At 62.1% G+C, this 23761-nt stretch carries 18 protein-coding genes; 9 read left to right on the top strand and 9 right to left on the bottom strand.

Going from position 1 to position 23761, the window contains the following annotated elements; translation table 11 throughout:
* Positions 1-21 precede the first annotated feature (21 nt).
* The 5 genes from nadA (at position 22) to AC1DOG_RS04380 (ending at position 9768) form a co-directional block, all read left to right on the top strand.
* The gene (nadA, locus tag AC1DOG_RS04400) at positions 22-993 is read left to right on the top strand and encodes a quinolinate synthase NadA (RefSeq protein WP_113168301.1); all 972 of its coding nucleotides are present in this window, start codon (positions 22-24) and stop codon (positions 991-993) included.
* Positions 990-2528 carry an L-aspartate oxidase gene (locus AC1DOG_RS04395; RefSeq protein WP_477926943.1) on the top strand — a complete coding sequence of 513 codons (1539 nt, stop codon included), beginning with the start codon at positions 990-992 and terminating at the stop codon, positions 2526-2528. Before nadA ends, AC1DOG_RS04395 begins: the two co-directional genes overlap by 4 nt.
* Position 2529: 1 nt before the next feature.
* Entirely contained in the window at positions 2530-3381 is an 852-nt protein-coding gene (nadC, locus tag AC1DOG_RS04390) for a carboxylating nicotinate-nucleotide diphosphorylase (RefSeq protein WP_112943484.1), read from the top strand.
* A 111-nt stretch (positions 3382-3492) separates the two neighbouring features.
* Positions 3493-5646, top strand: a complete 2154-nt coding sequence (gene scpA, locus AC1DOG_RS04385; RefSeq protein ID WP_477926942.1) for a methylmalonyl-CoA mutase — start codon at positions 3493-3495, stop codon at positions 5644-5646.
* A 123-nt stretch (positions 5647-5769) separates the two neighbouring features.
* Positions 5770-9768, top strand: a complete 3999-nt coding sequence (locus AC1DOG_RS04380) for a hybrid sensor histidine kinase/response regulator (protein ID WP_477926941.1) — start codon at positions 5770-5772, stop codon at positions 9766-9768.
* A gap of 64 nt (positions 9769-9832) precedes the next feature.
* Here AC1DOG_RS04380 and AC1DOG_RS04375 read toward each other — a convergent pair whose 3' ends face one another.
* From AC1DOG_RS04375 to AC1DOG_RS04360, 4 genes are all read right to left on the bottom strand, one after another.
* Positions 9833-10672, bottom strand: a complete 840-nt coding sequence (locus AC1DOG_RS04375) for a sugar phosphate isomerase/epimerase family protein (RefSeq protein ID WP_162726862.1) — start codon at positions 10670-10672, stop codon at positions 9833-9835.
* Between the two features lie 23 nt (positions 10673-10695).
* Positions 10696-11475 (bottom strand): ATP-binding cassette domain-containing protein, encoded by a 780-nt coding sequence (locus AC1DOG_RS04370; protein WP_112943488.1) that lies wholly within the window; start codon positions 11473-11475, stop codon positions 10696-10698.
* The gene (locus AC1DOG_RS04365) at positions 11472-12548 is read right to left on the bottom strand and encodes an ABC transporter permease (protein WP_112943489.1); all 1077 of its coding nucleotides are present in this window, start codon (positions 12546-12548) and stop codon (positions 11472-11474) included. The genes AC1DOG_RS04370 and AC1DOG_RS04365 overlap by 4 nt, the downstream gene beginning before the upstream one ends.
* Before the next feature lie 138 nt (positions 12549-12686).
* Positions 12687-13709 carry a substrate-binding domain-containing protein gene (locus AC1DOG_RS04360; RefSeq protein ID WP_113008933.1) on the bottom strand — a complete coding sequence of 341 codons (1023 nt, stop codon included), beginning with the start codon at positions 13707-13709 and terminating at the stop codon, positions 12687-12689.
* 410 nt (positions 13710-14119) lie between these two features.
* Between AC1DOG_RS04360 and AC1DOG_RS04355 the strand changes: the two genes are divergently transcribed.
* The 4 genes from AC1DOG_RS04355 (at position 14120) to AC1DOG_RS04340 (ending at position 17826) form a co-directional block, all read left to right on the top strand.
* Entirely contained in the window at positions 14120-15316 is a 1197-nt protein-coding gene (locus AC1DOG_RS04355) for an ROK family transcriptional regulator (protein ID WP_477926940.1), read from the top strand.
* 50 nt (positions 15317-15366) lie between these two features.
* Positions 15367-16263 (top strand): ROK family protein, encoded by an 897-nt coding sequence (locus tag AC1DOG_RS04350; protein WP_113008931.1) that lies wholly within the window; start codon positions 15367-15369, stop codon positions 16261-16263.
* Positions 16264-16293: 30 nt separating this feature from the next.
* The gene (locus AC1DOG_RS04345; protein ID WP_477926939.1) at positions 16294-17082 is read left to right on the top strand and encodes an inositol monophosphatase family protein; all 789 of its coding nucleotides are present in this window, start codon (positions 16294-16296) and stop codon (positions 17080-17082) included.
* A gap of 75 nt (positions 17083-17157) precedes the next feature.
* On the top strand, positions 17158-17826 hold the full coding sequence (locus AC1DOG_RS04340) for an HAD-IA family hydrolase (RefSeq protein WP_296436446.1): 669 nt from the start codon (positions 17158-17160) through the stop codon (positions 17824-17826).
* An 88-nt stretch (positions 17827-17914) separates the two neighbouring features.
* Here the strand turns inward: AC1DOG_RS04340 and AC1DOG_RS04335 are convergent, their stop codons facing one another.
* The 5 genes from AC1DOG_RS04335 to AC1DOG_RS04315 form a co-directional block, all read right to left on the bottom strand.
* Complete coding sequence (locus AC1DOG_RS04335) at positions 17915-19996, bottom strand: carboxy terminal-processing peptidase (RefSeq protein WP_477926938.1); 2082 nt, start codon at positions 19994-19996, stop codon at positions 17915-17917.
* Between the two features lie 171 nt (positions 19997-20167).
* Positions 20168-20950: a 3-methyl-2-oxobutanoate hydroxymethyltransferase gene (locus AC1DOG_RS04330; protein WP_477926937.1), complete on the bottom strand. Its 783-nt coding sequence runs from the start codon at positions 20948-20950 to the stop codon at positions 20168-20170.
* Positions 20947-21975 carry a sterol desaturase family protein gene (locus AC1DOG_RS04325; protein WP_477926936.1) on the bottom strand — a complete coding sequence of 343 codons (1029 nt, stop codon included), beginning with the start codon at positions 21973-21975 and terminating at the stop codon, positions 20947-20949. The genes AC1DOG_RS04330 and AC1DOG_RS04325 overlap by 4 nt, the downstream gene beginning before the upstream one ends.
* A 67-nt stretch (positions 21976-22042) precedes the next feature.
* The gene (locus AC1DOG_RS04320; protein WP_477926935.1) at positions 22043-23269 is read right to left on the bottom strand and encodes an NAD(P)/FAD-dependent oxidoreductase; all 1227 of its coding nucleotides are present in this window, start codon (positions 23267-23269) and stop codon (positions 22043-22045) included.
* A gap of 31 nt (positions 23270-23300) precedes the next feature.
* Positions 23301-23615, bottom strand: a complete 315-nt coding sequence (locus AC1DOG_RS04315; protein ID WP_477926934.1) for a MocE family 2Fe-2S type ferredoxin — start codon at positions 23613-23615, stop codon at positions 23301-23303.
* Positions 23616-23761: the final 146 nt, after the last annotated feature.

Here is a 23761-nt window from a genome sequence, read left to right as displayed (position 1 = left end):
ATGAGTATAACTGAGGATGATATGAATACCGCAGTGTCTGCCGCGTCGCTTTACAATCGTGTCAGCCGGGTCATTCCTAAGGCGGAGTGGATGAGCTTTGAAGAGGATGTCGAGGCAATCCTGGAGTTGAAGCGCAAACGCAACGCGGTCATCCTCGCGCATAACTATCAAACGCCGGAAATCTTCCACGGCGTCGCGGATATCGTCGGCGACAGTCTGGCGCTTGCACGCAAGGCAATCGATGTCGATGCCGAGGTTATCCTGCTCGCGGGTGTGCATTTCATGGCCGAGACGGCCAAGCTGCTGAACCCGAAGAAGACAGTGCTGATCCCTGACACCGGGGCGGGCTGTTCGCTGGCAGATTCCATCACGCCCGAGGACGTCGCCCTGCTGCGCAAGGCTTACCCCGGTGTTCCCGTGATCACCTACGTCAACACATCTGCGGCGGTGAAGGCAGCCTCGGATATCTGCTGCACATCGGGCAATGCCAAGCAGATCGTGGAAGCGCTCGGTGTTCCCCGGGTTCTGATGATCCCCGACGAATACTTGGCACGCAACGTCGCCAAGGAAACGAACGTTGAAATCATCGCCTGGCACGGGCACTGCGAAGTGCATGAACTGTTCTCTGCCGAGGATGTTCGCCAGCTTCGGGAGAACCATCCCGGCGTCACCGTGCTCGCCCATCCCGAATGCCCGCCTGATGTCGTGGCGGAAGCTGACTTTGCAGGCTCGACGGCGGTCATGTCCGACTATGTCGGAGAGAAGAAGCCCGCCCGCGTCGTGCTTCTGACCGAGTGCTCGATGAGCGACAATGTCGCGGTGCATCATCCCGATGTCGAGTTCATTCGCCCCTGCAATCTCTGCCCGCACATGAAGCGCATCACCTTGCGCAACATTCGAACCGCGCTCGAGGAAAACCAGCACGAAGTGGTCGTCGACGCCAATGTCGCGGTCGCGGCTCGTCGTGCTGTCGAAAGGATGCTGGCGATATGACCGAGATCCTCAAGAACCTAGCGGATCGCCCGGTTATTGTCGGAAGCGGGCTTGCCGGGCTGATCGCGGCGTTGACGCTTTCTCCCGAACCCTGCGTGCTCGTCACCCGCGCACATCTCGGCGCCGAGAGCTCGAGCGGATGGGCGCAAGGCGGCATTGCGGCATGCATCGGTGCGGACGACAGTGTGGACCTGCATCTGGCCGATACCCTCGGTGCCGGCGATGGCCTTTGCGATGCAACTGCGGCCGCCGAAATCATAGCAGAGGCGCCGGCCGTGATTGCCGCCCTACAGCGCCTCGGCGTCTCCTTCGATCAAGATGGCAATGGGAACCTGGCGCTCGGCCTCGAGGCTGCCCATTCGCGCCGCCGCATCGTGCATGCCGGCGGCGATGGATCGGGCGCCGCGATCATCGCTGCCCTCACAAGGGCGGTCCATGCCGATCCGGCAATCACTGTCATCGAAGGGGTGGAGGCGCGGCGGATACTGACGACTGAAGGCGTTCTCTCCGGGCTGCTCTGCGCCAATTCTCGTGGGGGGATGGTCTTGCCGTCGCCGCGCATTCTTCTCGCCACCGGCGGCATTGGCGGCCTCTACGAGGCGACGACCAATCCGGCCGGCAACTTCGGCCAAGGGATTGCACTCGCGGCCCGCGCGGGTGCTGTGCTCGCCGATATGGAATTCGTCCAGTTCCATCCGACGGCACTCGACGGCAATCAGCGCCCGCTGGCCCTGATCAGCGAGGCGGTGAGGGGCGAGGGGGCCGAACTGATCAACGAGCGCGGCGAGCGTTTCATGAGGTATGTACCCGGCGCCGAACTTGCGCCGCGCGATGTTGTCGCGCGTGCAATCAGTGCCGAGATCGCCCGCGGCGGCCGTGTCTTTCTCGATGCGCGCCGCGCGATCGGCGCGCGCTTCCCCTTGCGCTTTCCGACGATCCATGCCGCTTGCCGCTCGGTTGGGATCGATCCCGCAGAGCAGCCGATCCCCGTTCGCCCGGCCGCGCATTACCACATGGGCGGCGTTGCGACGGATCGGGCCGGGCGAAGCACAGTGCCTGGTCTGTGGGTCGCGGGTGAAGCCGCCTCGACCGGATTGCATGGCGCCAACAGGCTCGCCAGCAATTCGCTGCTGGAAGCCGCTGTCATGGGCATGCGCGCGGCCAATGACATGAGATCGAAGCTGGCGGCGGTTCCTCTCGGAAAAACCCCGCCCATGCCAAGCGCGCCCGAAACGAGGGCCGTGCGCCCGATCGTCGTCCGAAACCTTGGTGTTCTGCATAACGCGGCCGGCATCCAGCAGGCGATCGGGGAGCTGTTGCCGATGGCTGAAGGCAACGACTTCGGGGGTGATCCCGCAATCGTGGCTTTGTTGGTCGCCGTTTCCGCCAGCCTGCGCACGGAATCGCGCGGGGCGCATGCGCGAACCGACTATCCGCTGAAGCACCCGGTTGCGCAGCGTAGCCGGATAACGCTTGAGCATGCATTGGAGATCGCCCGTGCCGCAAGCCCATCAAACTTTGCAAGGAGTGCATGAAATGCACGTTACATCCCTTCCACGTCTCGTCATCGAACCTGCGGTCAGAACAGCGCTTGCCGAAGATCTGGGGATGGCCGGTGACGTCACCTCTGCTGCGGTCATTCCTGAAGATCATATGTCGACCGTCGTCATGGCAGCGCGTCAGCCCGGCGTTGTCGCCGGATTGGATGCGGCCACCCTTGCATTCGAGCTGGTCGATCCCGCGATATCAGTCTCCCGACATATCCGCGAGGGAGCCCCGGTCGGGCCCGGTGACGTGATCGCCACCATCAGCGGACCGTCCAGAGGGATATTGACCGGTGAGCGCACAGCGCTCAACTTCCTCAGCCATCTTTCAGGGATCGCAACGGTGACGGGATCGATCGTCGAAGCGGTCGTCGGAAGCGGTGCGGCCGTCGCTTGCACCCGCAAGACGACGCCGGGACTGAGGGCGCTCGAAAAATACGCGGTTCGCGCCGGCGGCGGTATGAACCACCGCTTCGCGTTAAATGACGCGATGCTGATCAAGGACAACCACATCGTCATCGCTGGCAGTGTTCGCGAGGCCTTGCGCCGCGCCAAGGCTGCAGCAGGGCATATGCTGAAAATCGAGATAGAAGTGGACACGCTGGAGCAGCTCCGGGAGGTCATGGACGAGGGGGTGGATGCGGTTCTGCTCGACAATATGAACCCGCATCAGCTGCGGGAAGCAGTCGGCATCGTGGCCGGGCGTGCGATCACGGAGGCCTCCGGACGCATCACGCCTCAAACCGCACGCGATATCGCGGCATCGGGGGTCGATCTGATCTCGGTCGGCTGGATCACGCATAGCGCGCCGATCCTCGATATCGGTCTCGACTACCGCGATTGAACCTCGCGCGCTTGAGGTCGCAAGCAACCACCACATTATCGCGTGATCGCGCTCGCATCCTGCGCGGATAAAATGCTAGCCTGCCGCAAAAGAAGAATGCGGAGGCTTGAGATGACGAAGAAGACGCTTGGGGAGAGGACATTCGAGGATTGGCAGGCGCTTGCCGAAAAGGAGCTTCGCGCCTCGCCGGATACGCTCGTGTGGAAGACGCCCGAGGGAATAGACGTCAAGCCGCTCTACACAGAGGCCGATCTGGACGCTGTCTTGCAGCCGGACTCGCTTCCTGGCTTCGCACCCTTCACCCGCGGTCCGCGCGCCACCATGTATGCGGGCCGGCCCTGGACGATCCGGCAATATGCCGGCTTCTCGACCGCCGAGGCATCCAACGCGTTTTATCGCAAGGCGCTGGCATCAGGCCAGCAGGGCGTCTCCGTTGCCTTCGATCTCGCCACCCATCGCGGCTACGATAGCGACCATCCGCGCGTCGAGGGCGATGTCGGCAAGGCGGGTGTCTCGATCGACAGCGTCGAGGACATGAAGATCCTCTTCGACGGCATTCCGCTGGAGAAGGTCTCGGTGTCGATGACGATGAACGGCGCGGTCATCCCGATCCTTGCGAATTTCATCGTTTCAGGCGAGGAGCAGGGCGTGTCGCGGGCAGCCCTTTCCGGCACCATCCAGAACGACATCCTCAAGGAGTTCATGGTCCGCAACACCTACATCTACCCGCCCGAGCCCTCGATGCGGATCGTCGCCGATATCATCGAGTACACCTCCAGGGAGATGCCGCGCTTCAACTCCATCTCGATTTCCGGCTATCACATGCAGGAAGCAGGCGCGACGCTGGTGCAGGAGCTTGCCTTCACGCTGGCCGACGGGCGCGAATATGTGCGGGCAGCAATCAAAAAGGGGCTCGATGTCGACGAGTTCGCCGGCCGCCTTTCCTTCTTCTTCGCGATCGGCATGAACTTCTTCATGGAGGCCGCCAAGCTGCGCGCCGCGCGTCTGCTTTGGACTCGGATCATGGAAGAGTTCACGCCGAAGAAGGCGTCGTCGCTGATGCTGCGCACGCACTGCCAAACATCGGGCGTGTCGCTGCAGGAGCAGGACCCCTATAATAACATCATTCGCACCGCCTTCGAGGCGATGTCGGCGGTGCTCGGCGGCACGCAATCGCTGCACACCAATTCCTTCGACGAGGCGATCGCGCTGCCCACCGAATTCTCGTCGCGCATCGCCCGCAACACCCAGCTGATCCTCCAGCACGAGACGGGCGTGACCAAGGTGGTTGATCCGTTGGCCGGATCCTACTATGTCGAAAGCTTGACGAACGAGCTTGCCGAAAAGGCCTGGGCGCTGATCGACGAGGTCGAAGCGCTCGGCGGCATGACGAAGGCTGTGAACGACGGGCTGCCGAAGCGGCTGATCGAGGAAGCCGCAACGCGGCGGCAGGCGGCGGTCGACAAGGGCGACGAGATCATCGTCGGCGTCAACAAGTACCGGCTGGAAAACGAAGAACCGATCGACATTCTCGATATCGACAACAGCGCCGTGCGGGCCTCGCAGATCAAGCGTCTGGAAGAGACGCGGCGTCGCCGCGACCCAGCCAAGGTGGCGGAAACGCTGAAGCGGCTGCGCGAGGTCGCTGAGAGCGGGAAGGGCAATCTGCTGGAGGCTGCGGTGGAAGCGGCGCGGGCGCGCGCCAGCGTCGGTGAGATCTCGGATGCGATGCGCAGCGTTTTCGGCGATCACACGGCGGAGCCCGAGGTCGTGAAAAACGTCTATGGCAATGCCTATAGTGATGAGCCGGAGCTGCAGCAGTTGCGGACGCGGATGACAGCGATTTCCGAAGCACTGGGTGGAGCGCCGAAAATCATGGTCGCGAAGCTCGGACAGGATGGACACGATCGCGGCGCCAAAGTCATCGCCTCAGCGTTTGGGGATATCGGCTTCGATGTCCTGGCGGGGCCGCTGTTCCAAACGCCGGAGGAAGCCGCGAATCTCGCGATTGCAAGCAAGGTGCATGTGGTTGGCATGTCGTCGCTGGCCGCCGGCCACAAGACGCTGGCGCCGCAGCTGATCGATACGCTGAAGACGAAGGGCGCCGAGCACATCATCGTCGTGGTCGGCGGGGTCATCCCCCGACAGGACTATGCCTTTCTGACCGAGCATGGCGTGGCGGCGGTGTTCGGCCCCGGAACCAACGTCATGGACGCCGCCAATTCCGTGCTCGACCTCCTTGAAGGCAAGCGCCGCAACCAGTGAGTTGGTCGTCTAACCGGTCTCCCCAGTTCGGCCGCTAATATAAAGCGCTGGCTTGCGCTCCGCCCCACTTCCCCAAGTCGATGTTTCCGCTACATAACTGGCGGGAGCAACCGGTCGACGTCCATGAAACCTGATGAATTTGATTTTCTCGCCCATGACGGCGAGCTCGCCCGGCTTATCCGTGGCTTCAACTGGGTGAAGACCTCTCTCGGTCCACCTTCGCTTTGGCCGAACGCCGTGAAGGTCACGACCTCGACCATTCTGCAGTCGCCGGTGCCGATCGTAACGCTCTGGGGCGAAGACGGCGTCATGATCTATAATGATGCCTATTCGGTCTTTGCTGGTGGCCGGCATCCGCAACTTCTGGGCTCGAAGGTGCGCGAGGGCTGGCCCGAGGTCGCCGACTTCAACGACAATGTCATGAAGGTGGGATTGGCCGGCAAGACGCTCGCCTATCAGGATCAGGAGCTGACGCTCTTCCGGACAGGCAAGCCCGAACAGGTCTTCATGAACCTCGACTATTCGCCTGTCATGGATGAGGACGGCCGTCCGTGCGGGGTGATCGCGATCGTGGTCGAGACGACCGCCAAGGTGGCGGCCGAGCGCTGGCGCAACGGCGAGCAGGAGCGGCTGCGGCGCATGTTCGAGCAAGCGCCGGGCTTCGTCGCGATGATGCACGGCCCCCACCATGTCTTCGAGCTGACTAACGCGGCCTATAACCAGCTTGTCGGCGGGCGTAATGTTATCGGCATGTCGGTGCGCGATGCGCTGCCGGAGCTGCACGGACAGGGCTATTACGAACTACTCGATCAGGTCTATACGTCGGGCGTCGCCTATGAGGGGCGGGCGCTGCCGGTCGATCTGCAGGTCTCCTCCGATGATCCGGTCGAACGCAAATATGTCGACCTCGTCTATCAACCGGTAACGGAACCGGATGGCAGCATCGTCGGCGTTTTCGTGCAAGGGTCCGATGTCACCGACCGCGTCGCGGCGGAGGAGGGGCTTCGGGCAGCCGAGCGGCAGAGCCGTCAGATCATGGACGGGGCCATCGACTACGCCATTCTCGCTCTCGATCTGGATGGGATCATCCTGCGCTGGAACGAGGGCGCACGCCGCATCTTCGGATGGTCCGAAGACGAGGTCGCCGGCAAGCATTGGCAACTGCTCTTCACGCCCGAGGATCGCGCGGCCGACAAGGCGAGCGAGGCGATGGCGGCGGCACTGAGGCAAGGCAACGCCCATCACGACCGGTGGCATCTTCGCAAATCCGGCGAACGTTTTTGGGCCAACGGAGAAATCCGCCCCATCCGCGACGAGGACGGAACGCCCGTTGGTTTGGTGAAAGTTCTGCGTGACCGCACGGAGGAGCATCTGACGGCGCAGGCGCTTAGCGAAGCCGAAGCGCGGCTACGCCGGGCGCAGGAGGCCGGTGGCGTCGGCGTTTTTTCGCTCGATCTCGAAACCAATATTCTCAACGCCACGCCGGAATTCTGCAAGATCTACGGATATGAAGATGCCGGCGATGTCCGCATCGAAACGCTGGAAGGCCTGATTGTCGAGGAAGACCGCGAGATCAGCTCCAATGGCAGGACGCGGGCGGAGGGCGCCTCGCCCTTGAACGTCGAGTACCGCATCCGCCGCGCCGACAATGGCCAGAAGCGCGTCATCGCCCGCAAGGGAGAGTTCGAGCGCGACGCCAGCGGCAAGCCACTGCGCTTCGTCGGCGTCGTCCAGGACGTGACCGACCGGCGCAAGGCGCAACGCGAACTGAGAGAAAGCGAGGCCCGCTTCCGCGCGCTCGCCCAGGCGATCCCCAATCACGTCTGGACCGCGCGGCCCGATGGCCAGCTCGATTGGTTCAACGAGCGCGTCTATGAATATGCCGGTGCGGCACCGGGCGAACTCGATGGTGGCGCCTGGACCAAGATCGTCCACCCCGACGATTTCACCGCCATGGCTGACCGCTGGCGGTCCGCCTTGTCGTCGGGTGAGGCCTATGAAACCGACCTCAGGCTAAGGCGCGCCGATGGTTCCTATCGATGGCACATCGCACGCGCGGTGCCGTCGCGCGACGAGGATGGCCGCGTTTTCCGCTGGATCGGCACCAATACCGATATCGAGGACCAGCGCGAGACGCGCGCGAAGCTTGAGGCCCTGAACGAAACGCTCGAGCAGCGCGTTGCCGAGCGCACCGCCGATCGCGACCGGATGTGGCGGCTGTCGACAGATATCATGCTTGTCGCCGACTTCGAGGCCAAGATAACGGCTGTCAATCCGGCATGGAAGACGGTCTTCGACTGGGAGGAGAGCGAGCTCATCAATCGGTCGTTCCTCGATTTCATCCATCCCGAGGATATCGCCACTACACTTGCCGAAATCGGCAAGCTCAGCGAGGGCGCGACGACCTTCTCCTTCGAAAATCGTTACCAGGCTAAAGATAAAAGCTACCGCACCATTTCCTGGACCGCGGTTCCCTATGACGCGTCAATCCATGCGGTCGGCCGCGACGTGACGGAAGAGCGCGAGGCGGCTATCGCGCTCCGCAACACCGAGCTTGCCTTACAGCAGGCCCAGAAGATGGAGGCCATCGGCAATTTGACCGGCGGCGTCGCGCATGACTTCAACAATTTGTTGCAAGTGGTGGCGGGCAATCTCCAACTGCTGTCGCGCGACGTTATCGGCAACGACAAGGCGCAGCGCAAGATCACCAACGCGCTGGCCGGCGTGGAACGCGGCGCCAAGCTTGCGGCCCAGCTCCTCGCCTTCGGCCGCAGACAGGCGCTCGATCCCCGCGTCGTCAATGCCGGCCGGTTGATCCGCGGCATGGACGAGATGATCCGGCGCACGATCGGCGAAGGCGTCGAGGTGGAGACGGTTGTCTCGGGCGGCTTGTGGAACACGCTGGTCGACCCGATGCAGATCGAAAACGCGCTGCTTAATCTCGCGATCAATGCCCGCGACGCGATGGAGGGCTTCGGCAATCTGACGATCGAGGCCGGCAACGCCTATGTCGATGACGCCTATGCAAGGCAGCACCAGGATGTCGTGCCCGGCCAGTACGTGTCGATCTCGGTGACCGACACCGGCGCGGGTATCTCTCCCGACCTCTTGGATAAGGTGTTCGAGCCGTTCTACTCGACGAAGCCGGAGGGGAAGGGCACAGGTCTCGGCCTCTCCATGGTCTATGGTTTCGTTCGCCAGTCGGGCGGACATGTGAAGATTTACAGCGAGGTCGGACACGGAACGACGGTGAAGATGTATCTGCCGCGTTCGCTACAACAGGAAGACCTGCAGGTCATCGATCCGCATGCTCCTGTCGAAGGCGGACCTGAGACCATTCTCGTCGCCGAGGATGATGAGGGCGTGCGCACCACCGTGGTCGAAATGCTGCAGGAACTCGGCTACCGGGTTCTGAAGGCAGGCGATGCGGCGGCCGCTCTTTCGGTCATCGAAAGCGGTATCCACATCGACATGCTCTTCACCGATGTCGTCATGCCAGGACCGCTGAAAAGCAGCGAGATGGCGAAGAAGGCGAAGGAGCGGTTACCTAGCCTCGCCGTGCTCTTCACCTCGGGCTACACAGAAAACTCGATCGTTCACGGTGGCCGGCTCGATCCCGGCGTGCAGCTTTTGTCGAAGCCTTACACGCGCGAGGCGCTCGCCCGCAAGATCCGGCATGTCATCGACGAAACGCAGAAGAACGTCGAGCGCAGAAAAGACACGTCCATCGCAGCCATAGCCGCGCCCATATCGCCGGCGGTATCAAAGACACTCCGGGTCATCCTGGTCGAGGACAACGCGCTGATTCGGATGGCGACCGCCGACATGCTGGCTGAACTCGGTCACGAGGTGCTTGAGGCCGAATCCGCCGAGGAGGCACTTCCGCTCTTTGGAAGCGAGCCGATCGATGTGCTGGTGACTGATCTCGGTCTTCCAGGCATGTCCGGAGACGATTTCTGTCGCGAGGTGCGTAAGCGCTGGCCTGAGATCGGCATCGTCTTTGCGACGGGTTCGGAGAAGAAGCCCGAGATGGACGACAGTTCCAGGACGGTCCTGCTGCTCAAGCCACATGGGCTGAATGAGCTGAAGAATGCGTTGGACGCTGTCGGGCGAACGGAGTGAACGCCGCGACAAACTTCAAGGCTTCGATGCCGCGGAGCACGTGAACCGCGGTATCGGCATAGTCTCAAGCACCGATGGCAGCAAGCCGGTCTCGAACGAACGAGCGGCTCGTTTTAGCGACGTCGATGGGATCGACGTCGCGGGAGCCGAAGCCTGTCTCCACGGTGAAGTAGCCCTGGTAATCCGCGGACACCAGCGCGCCAAGAAGGTCATCCCAATCCATATTGCCCTTGCCGATCGCCTTGCGGTCGGTATCGGCAGCATGCAGGTGAACCAGATTGGGGCCCATGTCGGTCACATAGGACGACAGCGGACGGCCCTCATAGGCGATATGGCAAGTGTCGAACATCAGGCCGACATTGGCGCATTCCGCCTCGACCATCATCCGCCGTGCATCGGCGGCCGTGTCGATGAGATTGGTATCCGCCGTCGTCGGCTCAATAGCGATGGTGATGCCGCGTTCGGCGGCATGGGCGGCCACCTTGCGCAGGCAATCCAGGCTATGCGCCCAGGCCTGTTCGCGCGACATCTCTTCGGCCCGCCAGCCGCCGATGAAGAGCACCATCCCGGCGCCGAGATCGTGCGCGAGATCGACGATATCGGTGTAGTGGCCGATCGTGGACAGCCGCTCGGCATGCAGGATTGAGCAGGGATTGCAGCCAAAGCCGCCGCCGATGGCGGGCAGAAGGCTGCTGATCGCGATGCCCTCGCCGTCGGCCAATGCCCGGATCTCCGCCCGGCGCGTCTTGGACAGATGCGCCGGCCAGGCGTGGGGTGCGCAGCAGCCGATCTCCACCGCATCATAGCCGATGCCGGCAAGGGTGCGGATCGTATTGGGCAGCGAGTAGGTCGGAAGAAAGGTTGGAAAGCTGCTGAAGGGGAAGGTGTTGAATGCTAATTTCATCATGGGTTCCTTACGCGCCTGCCTCAGGCCGCCAGTGGTGGCGCCATCGCACCGGTCATGATCGCGACCGCGTCCGACATCGAATAATCCGACGGCTTGATGATCGCTGCGCGGCGGCCCAGGCGGTGGATGTGGATGCGATCGGCCACCTCGAACACATGCGGCATGTTGTGGCTGATCAGGACGATCGGTACGCCGCGCGCGCGAACCTTGAGAATGAGGTCGAGCACCTTGCGCGACTCCTTCACGCCGAGCGCCGCCGTCGGCTCGTCCATGATGATCACCTTGCTGCCGAAGGCGGCAGCGCGGGCAACGGCCACACCCTGGCGCTGGCCACCCGACAGCGTTTCCACCGCTTGCTGGATATTCTGGATGGTGAGCAGGCCGAGGTCCGAGAGTTTTTCGCGAGCAATGCGGTCCATGGCTGGCCGGTCCAGCTGACGCAGGAGCCGGCCGAGGATGTTGTTGCTGTAGATCTCGCGGCCGAGAAAGAGATTGTCGCTGATCGACAGCGCCGGAGAAAGCGCCAGCGTCTGGTAGACAGTCTCTATCCCGGCCTTCCTCGCCTCAATCGGCGAACCGAAGGTGATGGGCGCGCCATCAAGCAATATCTCGCCGGCATCGGGCCGCACCGCGCCCGACAGAGCCTTGATCAGGCTCGACTTGCCGGCGCCGTTGTCACCGATGACCCCCAGGATCTCTCCCGGCATCAGATCGAAATCGGCATGATCGATGGCCACGACGCGACCGTATTTCTTGACAAGGCCCTTGGCCTGCAGAACGGGTTTTGACATCTCGATCATGCAGATACCTTTCTGATCCACTGGTCGATCGCGACCGCAATGAGAATGAGCCAGCCGATGGCAAAGAGCTGCCAGAGCACATCGACGCCGGCGATGCGCAGGCCTGATTGGAATACGCCGACGATCAGTGCGCCGATCAGCGGCCCGAGGATGGAACCTCTTCCACCGAACAGCGAGATGCCTCCGATGACGACAGCCGTGATGGACTGGAGATTGCCTTCGAAGAAGCTGGTGGGGGAGACGGCCCCGACACGGCCGATCGCGGACCAGCCGGCGAGCGCGCAGATCAGGCCGGCCACCGCATAGACCGAGATCAGGACCCGGTCGGTCCGAATACCCGCGAGTTCTGCGGCTTCCCGGTCATCGCCGACAGCATAGATATGACGGCCCCAGGCGGTTCGCGTCAGGGCATACCAGAGCACGAGGAAGACGATAACGAAGAGAATGGAGCCGTAGCTGACCTCGGTGCCGAAGACGGAGAAGTTCTCGCCGAAGAATTTCAGCGTCGGCGCTGCGGCATCGATCTCGCTGCCGCGGATCGATTGCGCACCCGAGAAATAAAGGTTCAGCGCGTAAAAGACGTTCCAGGTGCCGAGCGTCGCGATGAAGGGCGGCAGCTTGATCTTGGTGACGAGAAAGCCGTTGAAGAGCCCGATCCCGGTGCCGACGGCAAACGCGACAAGGAGTGCTGCAGGTGTCGGCCAGCCGAGCTTTACGGCGAGATTGCCCGCGATCACCGAGCTCAGGACAAGGGTTGCGGCAACCGAAAGGTCGATACCGGCCGTCAGGATGACGAGGCTCTGGGCCACCGCCAATACACCGATGATCGATACCTGCTGGACGATCAGCGACATGTTGTAGGGCGAGAAGAATTTGCTTCCGGCAAACAGGCCGAAGCCGATCAGCGACAGGATCAGCACGATCAGAGGGATGATGGTCGGGTAGGCGTGCAGGAAGCGCTGCACTTTGCCGATGATGCCGATATCGTCCACGTCGAACCTGGCGTAGGCATCACCGGCGCTCTTGGCTTCAATGCCGTCGGCATGCGGCACTTGTCCTTCGGTGTTGGTCATTGATAATCCCTTATTCCTGGGAGCGCCGTAAGGCGTTTGCGCGCGGGCACGGCGGTGGCATCGGGATGCGCGCCGTCACGCGCATCCCTGCTTCGTCCTTGGGAGGACCGTGTCAGGGGTTGGCTTAGCGCGGCAGGATCAGCCCCAGCACTTCTTCAAGGCTTCGTCCGAAGTCATCGACTTCAGGCCTTCGACCGGATGGTCGGTCACCAGCTCGACGCCGGTATTGAAGAAATCGAGACCGGGGGTCGGCTCCGGCTTCTTGCCGCTGTCGGCAAAGGCCTTGATCGCCTCGATGCCCATCGACGCCATCATCAGTGGGAACTGCATCGAGGTGGCGCCGATCACGCCGGCCTTGACGTTCTGGACGCCCGGGCATCCGCCATCGATCGACACCACGGTGACTTTGTCCTTGCGACCGGCAGCCTTGATCGCCTCGAATGCGCCGGCAGCAGTCGGTTCGTTGATCGTGTAGACGAGGTTGATCTCGGGATCGACCTGCAGCAGGCTTTCCATACCGGTGCGCCCACCATCTTCGTTGGCGTTTGTGACAGCATTGCCGATGATGCGCTTGTCGTCTTCGTCGCCGATACGCTGCGGGTTCTTCACGTCGACACCGAAGCCGGTGAGGAAGCCCTGGTTGCGCATGTAGTCGACGGTGATCTGCTGGGCATTGAGGTTGAGAAGCGCGATCTTCGCATCTTTGCTCTTGTCACCAAGGGTACCGGCGGCCCACTTGCCAACGAGTTCGCCGGCCTTGAAGTTGTCGGTCGCAAAGGTTGCGTCGGCGGCATTGGCAGGATCGAGCGGCGTGTCGAGCGCGATCGTCAGCAAGCCGGCCTTGCGGGCCTCGGCGATGACGGGCACCAGGGCGCTGGAATCGTTCGGCGTCAACAGAATTCCCTTGGCGCCGCTGCCGATGCAGGATTCGATCGCGGCAATCTGCGTATCGGCGTCGCCGTCCTGCTTGCCCGCGAAGGTGAGCAACGTGATGCCCAGTTCCTTCGCCTTGGCGGACGCGCCCTCCTTCATCTTTACGAAGAACGGATTGACCTCCGTCTTGGTGACCAGGCACGCAGTAATGTCTTCCGCATGCGCCGGAGCGCTCAAGGCTAGGGTAATCGCAATTCCCGAGACCGCGCCAGCAATAAGATTTCGCATGTGTTCCTCCCTATGCCCAAAAGGGCCGTTGGCTCTCTCAACCCGTGAATGTCTGGTGTCATTGGCTCCTCACCGCCGACCTTCATAAGCAAACACCAAAGGAAACATCTGTCAATAGATAAGCCGGTATGATTTATTAATGACGTAGATACGGCAACAAAGATGCTCGCTTTTCGGCAATTTACGGCGCTCACGCAGCATGCTTCTCCAAGCTCACATCGATAAAAAATCACCCGGTATGATTTATCTATTGACGATTGTACGTTTCTTTTCGATAGTGCAGACATCGATGAGCACTTGCCCAGCAGCGCGATCGGCGCTTTGCTATGGCTGCGCTAGAATGAGGGCGTGTCTTGGTGGAGGGGACGAGCTTGCTTGAAATGGAACGGGCCGATCAAGGTCAGCCAAGCTTGGGCGATCCAAGCCGCGGCACCAATCAGACCGGGATCAAGCTCTATAACGAGCGGCTGGTGCTGTCGCTGGTGCGTGCGCATGGTTCGCTGTCGAAAGTCGAGATCTCGCGGCTGACGGGGCTTTCCACGCAGGCAAGTTCCGTGATCATGAAACAGCTTGAGGGTGAGGGCCTGCTGATCAAGGGCACGCCGCAGCGCGGCAAGGTCGGCCAGCCGTCCGTGCCCATGTCGCTCAATCCCGAGGGTGCCTTCTCAATTGGCCTGAAGCTCGGGCGCCGCACCGCCGAACTGGTGCTGATGGACCTGTCGGGCGCCGTGCGCCGCTTCATCAGCACGACATACCGCTATCCGACGCCGAGCCTCCTGCTCGCCTTCCTGAAACAAGGCGTCAACGAGATTATCGACAACATGACGCGGCTGCAATTTTCCCGCATGCGCGGGATCGGCATTGCCGCTCCGTCGGAAATGTGGAGCTGGGAGGAAGAGGTCGGCGCGCCGCATGAGGTGGTCGAATCCTGGAAGCAGTTCGACCTGAAAGCCGAACTGGAACAGATGTTCGCTCTCCCTGTTCATTCCTATAACGATGCCACCGCCGCCTGCGCCGCCGAACTCGCCTTCGGCGAGGGCCGCAAATATCCGGACTTCCTCTATATCTTCTTCGCCACGCTGATCGGCGGCGGCGTCGTGCTTGACGGATCGCTGTATCCGGGGCGGCGCGGCTATGCAGGCTCTATCGGCTCGGCGCCCGTCCCCTCGATGACGCCGGGCGGCCAGCCCAAGCGCCTCATCCAGTGCGCGTCGATCTATCTCTTGGAGCGAATGATCGTCGCCGAGGGCGGAGATCCGAGCGTCATCTGGCACAAATCGGACAACTGGGCGCATATCGGAGAAGTGCTCGACCGCTGGATCGAACAGACCACGGACAGTCTCGCGCTGGCGATCGGATCGTTCATCTCGGTCATCGATTTCCATCACGTCGTCATCGACGGCGGCTTCCCGCCGCATGTCCGATCCGTCGTCGTCGAGAAGACCAGGGAGAAACTCGAGCGTCTGGAAATGCAGGGCGTTGCACCGGTGGAAGTAGTCGAAGGCAAGATAGGCAGTGACGCCCGCGTGCTCGGGGCAGCCAGCCTTCCGCTTCTGGCGGACTACGCACGCGACCGCGACGTGCTCTTCAGCTCGGCCGCATCGTAATCGATATCACTACGCAATAGGGCTTTCCCAAGGAGCCCGGGAGGAAAATCGTGCTTATAGGAATAGACTGGGGTGGCACCAAGATCGAAGGTGTGGCCATGACGCATCAGGGTGAGGAGCTGCTGCGGCTGCGCGAGAATACGCCTCGCCACGACTATTTCGGCTGCATCGCGATGATCAAATCGATGATCGATGCACTAGAAGCAAAGACAGGACAGAAAGGCTCGCTCGGCATCGGCATTCCCGGTTCGCTCGAACCGGTCAGCCGGCTGGGTAAGGGCGCAAGCTCCACCTGGCTGCTCGGGCGGCCGGTCGAAAAAGACCTGCACGACGCCATCCAGCGCGATATCCGGGTGGAAAATGACGCCGATTGTTTCGCCGCTTCAGAAGCGGTGGATGGCGCCGGCGTCGGGCACAATGTCGTGTTCGCCGTTATCCTTGGCTCCGGCGCCGGCGCGGGCATCGCTGTCGGCGGCAAGGCGCATCACGGACCCAACAACAGCGGCGGGGAATGGGGTCATAACCCCCTGCCGTTCCCCGATACCACCGAAATCCCCGGCCGTCCCTGCTATTGCGGTCGTCATGGCTGCATGGAGACCTGGGTCGCCGGGCGCGCTTTTGAGGCCGAATACACCCGGCACACGAATGAAGAGCTGAAAGCGCGTGAGATCATCGAAAAGAAGCGCAATGGCGATCGTCTTTGCGGGCTTTTGTGGGATCGCTATGTCGATCGCGTCGCAAGAGGCCTGGCGACCGTCGTCAACACACTCGACCCGGATATTCTGGTGATGGGCGGCGGGATGTCGAATGTCGAGGAACTCTACATCGACCTGCCGCCGGCGCTTGCGAAACGAACCTTCTCCACCGTATTCAACACGCCGATCCGCAAGGCCGTGCATGGCGATTCCAGCGGGGTTCGCGGCGCCGCATGGCTTTGGAAAGACTGATTTCGCCGCCCCCTTAAAGGACAAAGATCCATGACTGCTCAATCGGATATCAACGCGCGCTTTTCGTTCGCGCTCAACCTCATCCGCCAGGCCGGCGATCTCGCCGATGGCTATTTCAAGAACCGCGACAGCCTCACCATCAAGGCCAAGGGCCTGCAGGATATGGCAAGCGAAGCCGATCTCAACACCGAACTGCTGATCCGGGGCCAGCTCGAGAAACACTTCCCCGAAGACGCCTTTCTCGGCGAAGAGACCGGCCTCTCGAAATTCGCGGAAGGCCAGGGCATATGGGTTGTCGATCCAATCGACGGCACTCAGCCTTTCATTTCAGGCATGTCGAGCTGGTGCGTTTCGATCGCCTTCGTCCAGGATAACATCCTGAAGTTCGGCATGGTCTATGCGCCAGAGCGCAACGAACTTTTCGCCGGCGGCATCGACTTCCCCGCAACGCTTAACGGCGCGCCGGTCGGCAAGCATCCCGGCACCACCATTCGCGACGGCATCGTCGGTGTCGGCTATTCGCCGCGCGTGACGCCGGACGAATTCCTGCCGATCTTCGAGCGCTTCTTGAAGAATGGCGGCATGTTCTATCGCGACGGATCGGGCGCGCTGACGCTCTGCTACATCGCTAGCGGTCGCCTGCTTGGCTACATCGAGCCCCACATCAATTCCTGGGATTGCCTCGGCGCCATCGCCGTCATCCGCGCTGCCGGCCTGAAAACCAATGACTTTCTGTCAGATGACGGTCTGCGCAAGGGTAACCGGGTCATTGCTGGCAACGAGACGATCTATCAGGCGCTCGTTGAAATCTACGGCTGAGGACGCCGCGTTTGAGTGCTGACCGGCGTCGCAGGGGAGCGGCGCCGGTCGGCCTGTCGTTTGAAAGGGGGGCTTGTGCCAGACGACATTATTTTCAATAGAGGCTTTTCAGCACTGCTGTTCGACATGGACGGCACGCTGCTTGATTCAACCGCCGTGGTCGAGAGGATCTGGGGCCGATGGGCGATCGATCACGGGATCGAACCCGGGCCGCTGATCCGCACGATCCACGGGATCAGGGCCGTGGACGTTCTCAAACGTCTCAACCTCACAGGCGTCGACCCCGTCGACGAGGCACGGCGCATCGAGGCCCAGGAGATGGAGGATGTCGAGGGCATAGTGCCGGTCGCCGGCGCGATACCGTTACTTAACAGCCTGCCACCGAAGCAGTGGGCGATCGTCACCTCGGCGCCGATTGAGCTGGCAAGGAAACGGCTTGCTGCCGCGGGTATCCCGATGCCTGAGGTGATCGTCAGCGGCGAGGATGTTGCGCGCGGCAAGCCGCATCCGGATTGCTATCTCCTGGGGGCGAAGCGGCTGGGGTTCGAACCCGGTGCGTGTCTGGCATTCGAGGATGCGCCCGCAGGCACCCGCGCTGCAGAAGCGGCGGGCTGCCCCGTCGTGCTGGTCACGGCAACCCACAGCACGCTCCACCCTTTGGGTCACATTGCCGTTCGAGATTACCTCGGGCTGAGATATTCCCGAGATGACGGCAAGATAAGCGTCTGGTTCAAGACGAACTAATCGAAACGCCGGCCTCAAACGAGACCGGTGCTAACGTTTCATCTTCGGCGCACTGTATCGCGACGCGCCGACGTCTGTCATGGCAGCCCTATCGAGCGCCCGCTTGCAAGCCGGCCGCGTCGGAAAGGATCGCGGTGGCTTCGTTTAAGAGAACGTCTTTCGCCTTCTTGCGGGCATTTTCCAGCGCGATGTCGGCCGTGAGGCTACGCTCGTTGGATTGCAGGCCGTCGTCGTTGGTGGTGTCGACGCCATCGTCCAACTGGGCGCGAGACTTCAGCCGATTTTCGCGCGCTGTCAGCTCCTTGCGGCGGTCGGCTTCGTTGAGCGAGATCACGCCCTTGTCGCGCTGCGCCTTCAATTCGGCAACGTCTTCGATAAGACGCTGGAAGTCCGGGTCGCTTTCCACGCGCTTGTCGTGAAGGGCCTGCAGCTTAGGCAGCTCGACCTTGAGGTTGCCAGCCTGCTTGTAGCGGGCGGGCTTGATCTGCGTCCAGGGGAGCGCGTTGTCGTAGCTGGTTTCGCCGAAGGTCTTCGGGTCGGAGAGGCCGGGCAGGGCGATGTCGGGGGTCACGCCGCGCAGCTGCGTCGTGCCGCCGTTGACGCGGAAGAACTGGGCGATCGTCAGCTTCAGCTCGCCGAATTTCGGTTTGTCGTTGCGCGCCACCTGGTCGAGGTTGACCACGGTCTGCACGGTGCCCTTGCCGAAGCTCGGCTCGCCGATGATCACGCCACGGCCATAGTCCTGGATGGCGGCCGCGAAGATCTCGGAAGCGGAGGCTGAGCCGCGATTGATCAGAACGCCGACGGGGCCGGTCCATGCCGGTGTCGGCAGATCGTCGCTTTGAACCTCGACCTTGCCATCGGCGCCGCGCTGCTGAACCACCGGGCCCTTGCCGACGAACAGGCCGGTGAGGTCGATCGCTTCGGCAAGCGAACCGCCGCCATTGTTGCGCAGGTCGATCAGCACGCCGTCGACATTGTCCTGCTTGAGCTCGGTCAGCAGCTTGGCGACGTCGCGGCTGGCGCTTCTGTAGTCCTTGTCGCCCTTGCGGCGGGCTTCGAAGTCTTCGTAGAAGGCCGGCAGCGTGATCACGCCGATCTTGCGGGTGACGTCGCCATCCTTGACCGGGAGAACGGTCTTCTTGGCCGCCTGCTTTTCGAGGCTGATCTTGTCGCGCACGAGACTGATGACGCGATGACCGCCATCGGCGCCGGCATCGGCGGGCAGGATATCCAGGCGGACGATCGAATCCTTCTCGCCGCGGATCAACTGCACGACTTCATCGAGGCGCGTGCCCATCACTTCCTTGATCGGGCCGTCGGCGCCCTGGCCGACACCGGTGATACGGTCGCCGACCGCGAGCTTGCCGGAAAGCTGCGCCGGGCCACCCGGAACGAGTTCGCGGATCGTCGTGTAATCGTCGCGCTCCTGCAGCACCGCGCCGATGCCAACCAGCGAGAGCTTCATCGAGATATCGAAATCGGCCGATGCGGTGGCGCCGAAGTAGTCGGTATGCGGATCGATCGACGTCGAATAGGCGTCCATGAAGGACTGGAAGACGTCGTCGCTCTTGTATTTATAGGCGCGCTCGAGCGCGTTCTTGTAGCGCTTGTCGAGCGTGTCGCGAATGGTGGCTTCCGTCTGGCCGCCGAGTTTTAGCCGCAGCCAATCGGCCTTCACCCGCTTGCGCCAGAGATCGTTGCTCTCGGCTTCGGATTGCGGCCAGGGTTTATCGTCACGCACCAGCGCGTAGTCTTCCTGCGCGGTGAAATCGAAGCCCTTTTTCAGGAGATCGCGGGCATAGCTCATGCGATCGACAATGCGCTGCTCGTAGACATTGAAGATCGAGAAGGGGAGCTTGAGGTCTTCCTTCTTGATCGCGTCGTCGATCTTCGTGCTATCAGCCATGAAGGTGTTGATGTCCGACTGCAGGAAAATCATCCGATCCGGATCGAGCGACTTGATGAAGCGATCCATGATCTTGACGGAGAGGCTGTCGTCGAGCGCGACCGGCCGATAGCTGTAGCGCGTCAAGAATTGCGCGCTCAGCTGCGCTGCCTGCTCCTGCTGCTTTTGCGGCGCCAAAACCGGCACCGGTCCCATGTCCAGTGCATGGGCCGTGGGCGCAACCGCCAGGAGAATGCCGAGGAAACCGTATTTAATGCGCATCAAGCTGTGATCCAATTCCGACTGCTCGCGTTTGTCTACAATGTAGGTGGAGCAATTATGGTTTTTTAGCAACCGGGTTGATTGGACGGATAAACGCTGACGTCGATATCATCTACAACTTTTGGTGAGATCGGCTGTGAAGGCAGACGATGTTCTCGCCGGCCTGTCACCTCAAATGAGCGTCTTGGCTGCTGCCAGGACCTCTTCGCCGACATGAACCTCATGGCGGGTCTTGGGATATTTCCGGTCGCGAACATCCTCGGCGAACGCCCGGAAAGCGTTCACGCGCAGATCCTGCAGGCGCGCCTCTTCCGCCGCCAGATCGGCATATTGCTTGGCATGGCGCGGGACGCGGCTCGTGCCGGTTCCGAGCACGTCGCAGGAGAACAGATATTGGGCGTCGCAGACGGCACCGCAGCCCATTCCAAGCGTGATCAGTGCCGTCGAGCGCGTGATCCACTTGGCGATCGCGACGGGGACGACCTCCATCTCGACTGCCCAGGCGCCGGCCTGTTCATAGTCCTTCACCCGGCGGTAGATCGAGGCCGCTTCCTCGGGCGTCGTGCCGATCGCGCGGAAGTTGGTCCAGGTCGCCCAACGCGGCACGAGGCCGACATGGCCACTGACGGGAATGCCCTCCTTGGCCATCGCTTCCAGCAGGCGCAGCGAACCGGCGAAGTATATACAGCTGGCGCCGAGATCGAGCGCGCGAAAACCTTCGCGGATGGCGCTCGACTCGTCGTGAATGGCACCCGGCACATGGGCAGCCTGGATGAAGGCGGTGGGGGCGGCCTTGCGTATCCTTGGCAGTTGCTCGTCCACCTCGCAGGTGAACATCTCGATTCCGGCCTCAGTGGCGGCGGCTGCCTCCGCCGGGCTGTCGACATGCATGGTCAGGAATTGACGCTTGCCCTTGAGCGCGCGCAGATCGGCTACGGTCAATGCACGGGTCATGCCTGGTTGCCTTCCTGGGCTTGCCTGCGGGCGTTCTCGCGCTGCAGCTTCTTCTGCCAGCGCGCGTTCATCGCTCCATCGCCATCCTTGGTGCCGTCGTGCCAGGTGCCGAACCACTTGTCGAACGGGATCAGGCCGTCGGCATAGTTCACCTCGAAATACTTGTGGTGGAGGTAGTGGGCATAGGCGTGCGTATCGAGCCCGCCTTCCTCGCCCGCCTCGATCTTGTCGAAGCCGACATGGCCGACCACCGCGCCGAGCGCCAGCGAATGCAGATTGTAGATGGCGACCAGCGGGTGCGAAAAGATCACCAGATGGATCAGCGCTTCACCGAAGAAGAGCAGGTGCTCGACCGGGTGCATGGCAAGCGACGACCAGGGCGAAGGATTGACCGAGTTGTGGTGGACCGAGTGAACGAACTTGTAGAGAGCAGGAATGTGCAGCGCGCGGTGGATCGCGAAGAAGTAGGCTTCGTGGATCACAGGCACGAAAAGCACGATACAGGCAAGCCAGACCGGATTGTCCCGGAACGTCGCCATCGGCACGTAGTTGTTGGCGAATGCCCAGAGCGTCACGACCTCGATCGCGGTCCAGATCGTAACACCGGTGCCGACGCCGCGAATGATGCTGTCATAGGCCTGCGAGCCGAATAGGAAGACGGTGTTCTTCTTGTCTGCCGGGAAGTTCGGATTGTACTTGAAACGGTTTTCCTGGCGGCGAAGCTTGTAGAGCCGCAGCTCGATTATGCCGTAGAAGAGGAAGAACGCCGCGAGGTTGCGCGCGAAGATCAGCGCGATCCAGCCGACGGAGAAGGTCTTCGTCGTCTCGGTCCCCGGCGTCAGGAAAAACCAGAAGATCGCCGCGGTGACCATGAAGAAGGCGTTCCACGGAAAGAAGTAGTTCGGCAGCCACTTCAGGAATTTCAGTGGGTTTGGCGGCAGCACGAAGACCGGCGCCGGCGTCAGCACGCCATCAGGCGTCCAATGGCCTCTCTTGTCTCTCTTGCCGAATTTTGAATCGTCCATGACTTGCCTCCCGCATGCGTCATTGATGTCTCGAATGCTTTATCTGCCGGCATCGGCCGTGACGCGATCAGGCCGCCAGCAGCGACTTCAGCTTGACCTCGGGCTGCATCAGTGCCGTGGGATCGACGGTCTTGCCCGAGGCGATCAGCATTTCCGCCAGCCGGATGTCGCGGGCGATGCCATTGCCCGGACCGATGCCGCTCGCCGAAAGCAGCCGCCCGTCGGCACCGATCTGGAAGATGATGAAGGCACCCTCGCCGACCTCGCGGCGAACCGAGGTGACGGCGCCTTCGGCAAGCCCTGCCACCTGCAGCGTCAGGTCGTATTGATCCGACCAGAACCACGGCACGGCGGTAATCCGCTCGTCCGCGCCGATGAGATTGGCCGCCGCGAGCATCGCCTGCTCCTGGGCGCTGCGCCAGGATTCAAGCCGGACCCGCCGCCCGCCATAAACGGGGATCGGGAAGGAGCAGCAGTCGCCGGCGGCGAAAATGTCGGGGTCGGATGTCCTGAGGTGGTCATCGACCATGATGCCGTTTTCGATCGTCAGCCCAGCCTTTTCCGCGAGCTCGACATTTGGAATCGAGCCGATGCCGATCACCGCGATGTCGGCATCGATAGTCCGGCCGCCGGCCAAACCGATCGAGACGCCGTCGGCAACAATCTCGAAGGTCTCGATCCGGCTCTCGCACAGGATCTCCACGCCCGCCGTCTTGTGGCGTGAGGCCACCGCATGGGCGATGTCCTCGGGCACGCCGCGTGAGAGGATGCGTGGCAGGCCCTCGATCAGCGTGACGGTGGCGCCAAGGCCGCGCGCGATCGCCGCGAGCTCAAGGCCGATGAAGCCGCCGCCGACGATGGCGAGCCGGCTACCCTCATGCAGATGCCGCTTGATCGCCAATGCATCGGCATGGGTGCGAAGCGTCAGCACGCGCTCGGAGCGTTCGGCAATGCCGGGAAGCGGACGTGGCCGCGCGCCGGTCGCAAGCAGCAGCTTGTCATAGGCGAGCGTCGTTCCGTCCGAGAGCTCGACGGCCTTGCTCGATCGGTCGATCCCGATCGCGTTGGCGCCCAGCCGAACGTCGATACCGCGCTGCTTGTAGCCGTCGGCGTCCATGATGAACTTCGGATCGGCGCCCTCGAGGATCCCGTTCTTCGACAGCGGCGGCCGCTCGTAGGGGTGAAGTGTTTCGGCGCCCACAAGCGTGATCGTGCCGTCGAAATTGCGCGCGCGCAGCTGCAGCGCTGCACGTCCGCCGCATTCGCCACCGCCGATGATAACGATAGAGGACATGGCTGTCTCCATACTACCGGTTCGCTTGATGTCAGGCGGGGATGGCGAGCAGGACTTCGCCCGCTTCGATCTTCGCCTGGTAGGTGTTGAGGCTTTTGCAGGCCGGCGGCCGGCGCGGCGTGCCGGTGCGATAGTCGAAGGCCCCCGAATGCTTGGGACATTCGATCTCGTAGTCCATTACTAGCCCGTCGGCGAGGTGGATGGCCTCGTGCGAGCAAAGGCCGTCGGTGCAGAACACCTCGTCCTCGGGAGAACGATAAACCGCGTAAGTGCGACCGCCAAGGTCGAAGCGTATGACGCCTTCCTGCTCGATGTCGTCAAGACGACAGGCTGATACCCAGCTCATAATGTGCCTCCTTTCACTCCTCCAGACATGACCGAATATCCGTCCGCGCCCTCAGCTAGGCAACGCCGATATTGACGCAAATGCATCATTCACTAAGCTCACGGATGAGGAGCACGGGAGGATGTTTCGTGGCGAGGAAACCGAGC

It is taken from the genome of Rhizobium sp. 01N48 (assembly GCF_056399145.1).
This window is presented reverse-complemented; position numbering and strand designations above follow the sequence as displayed.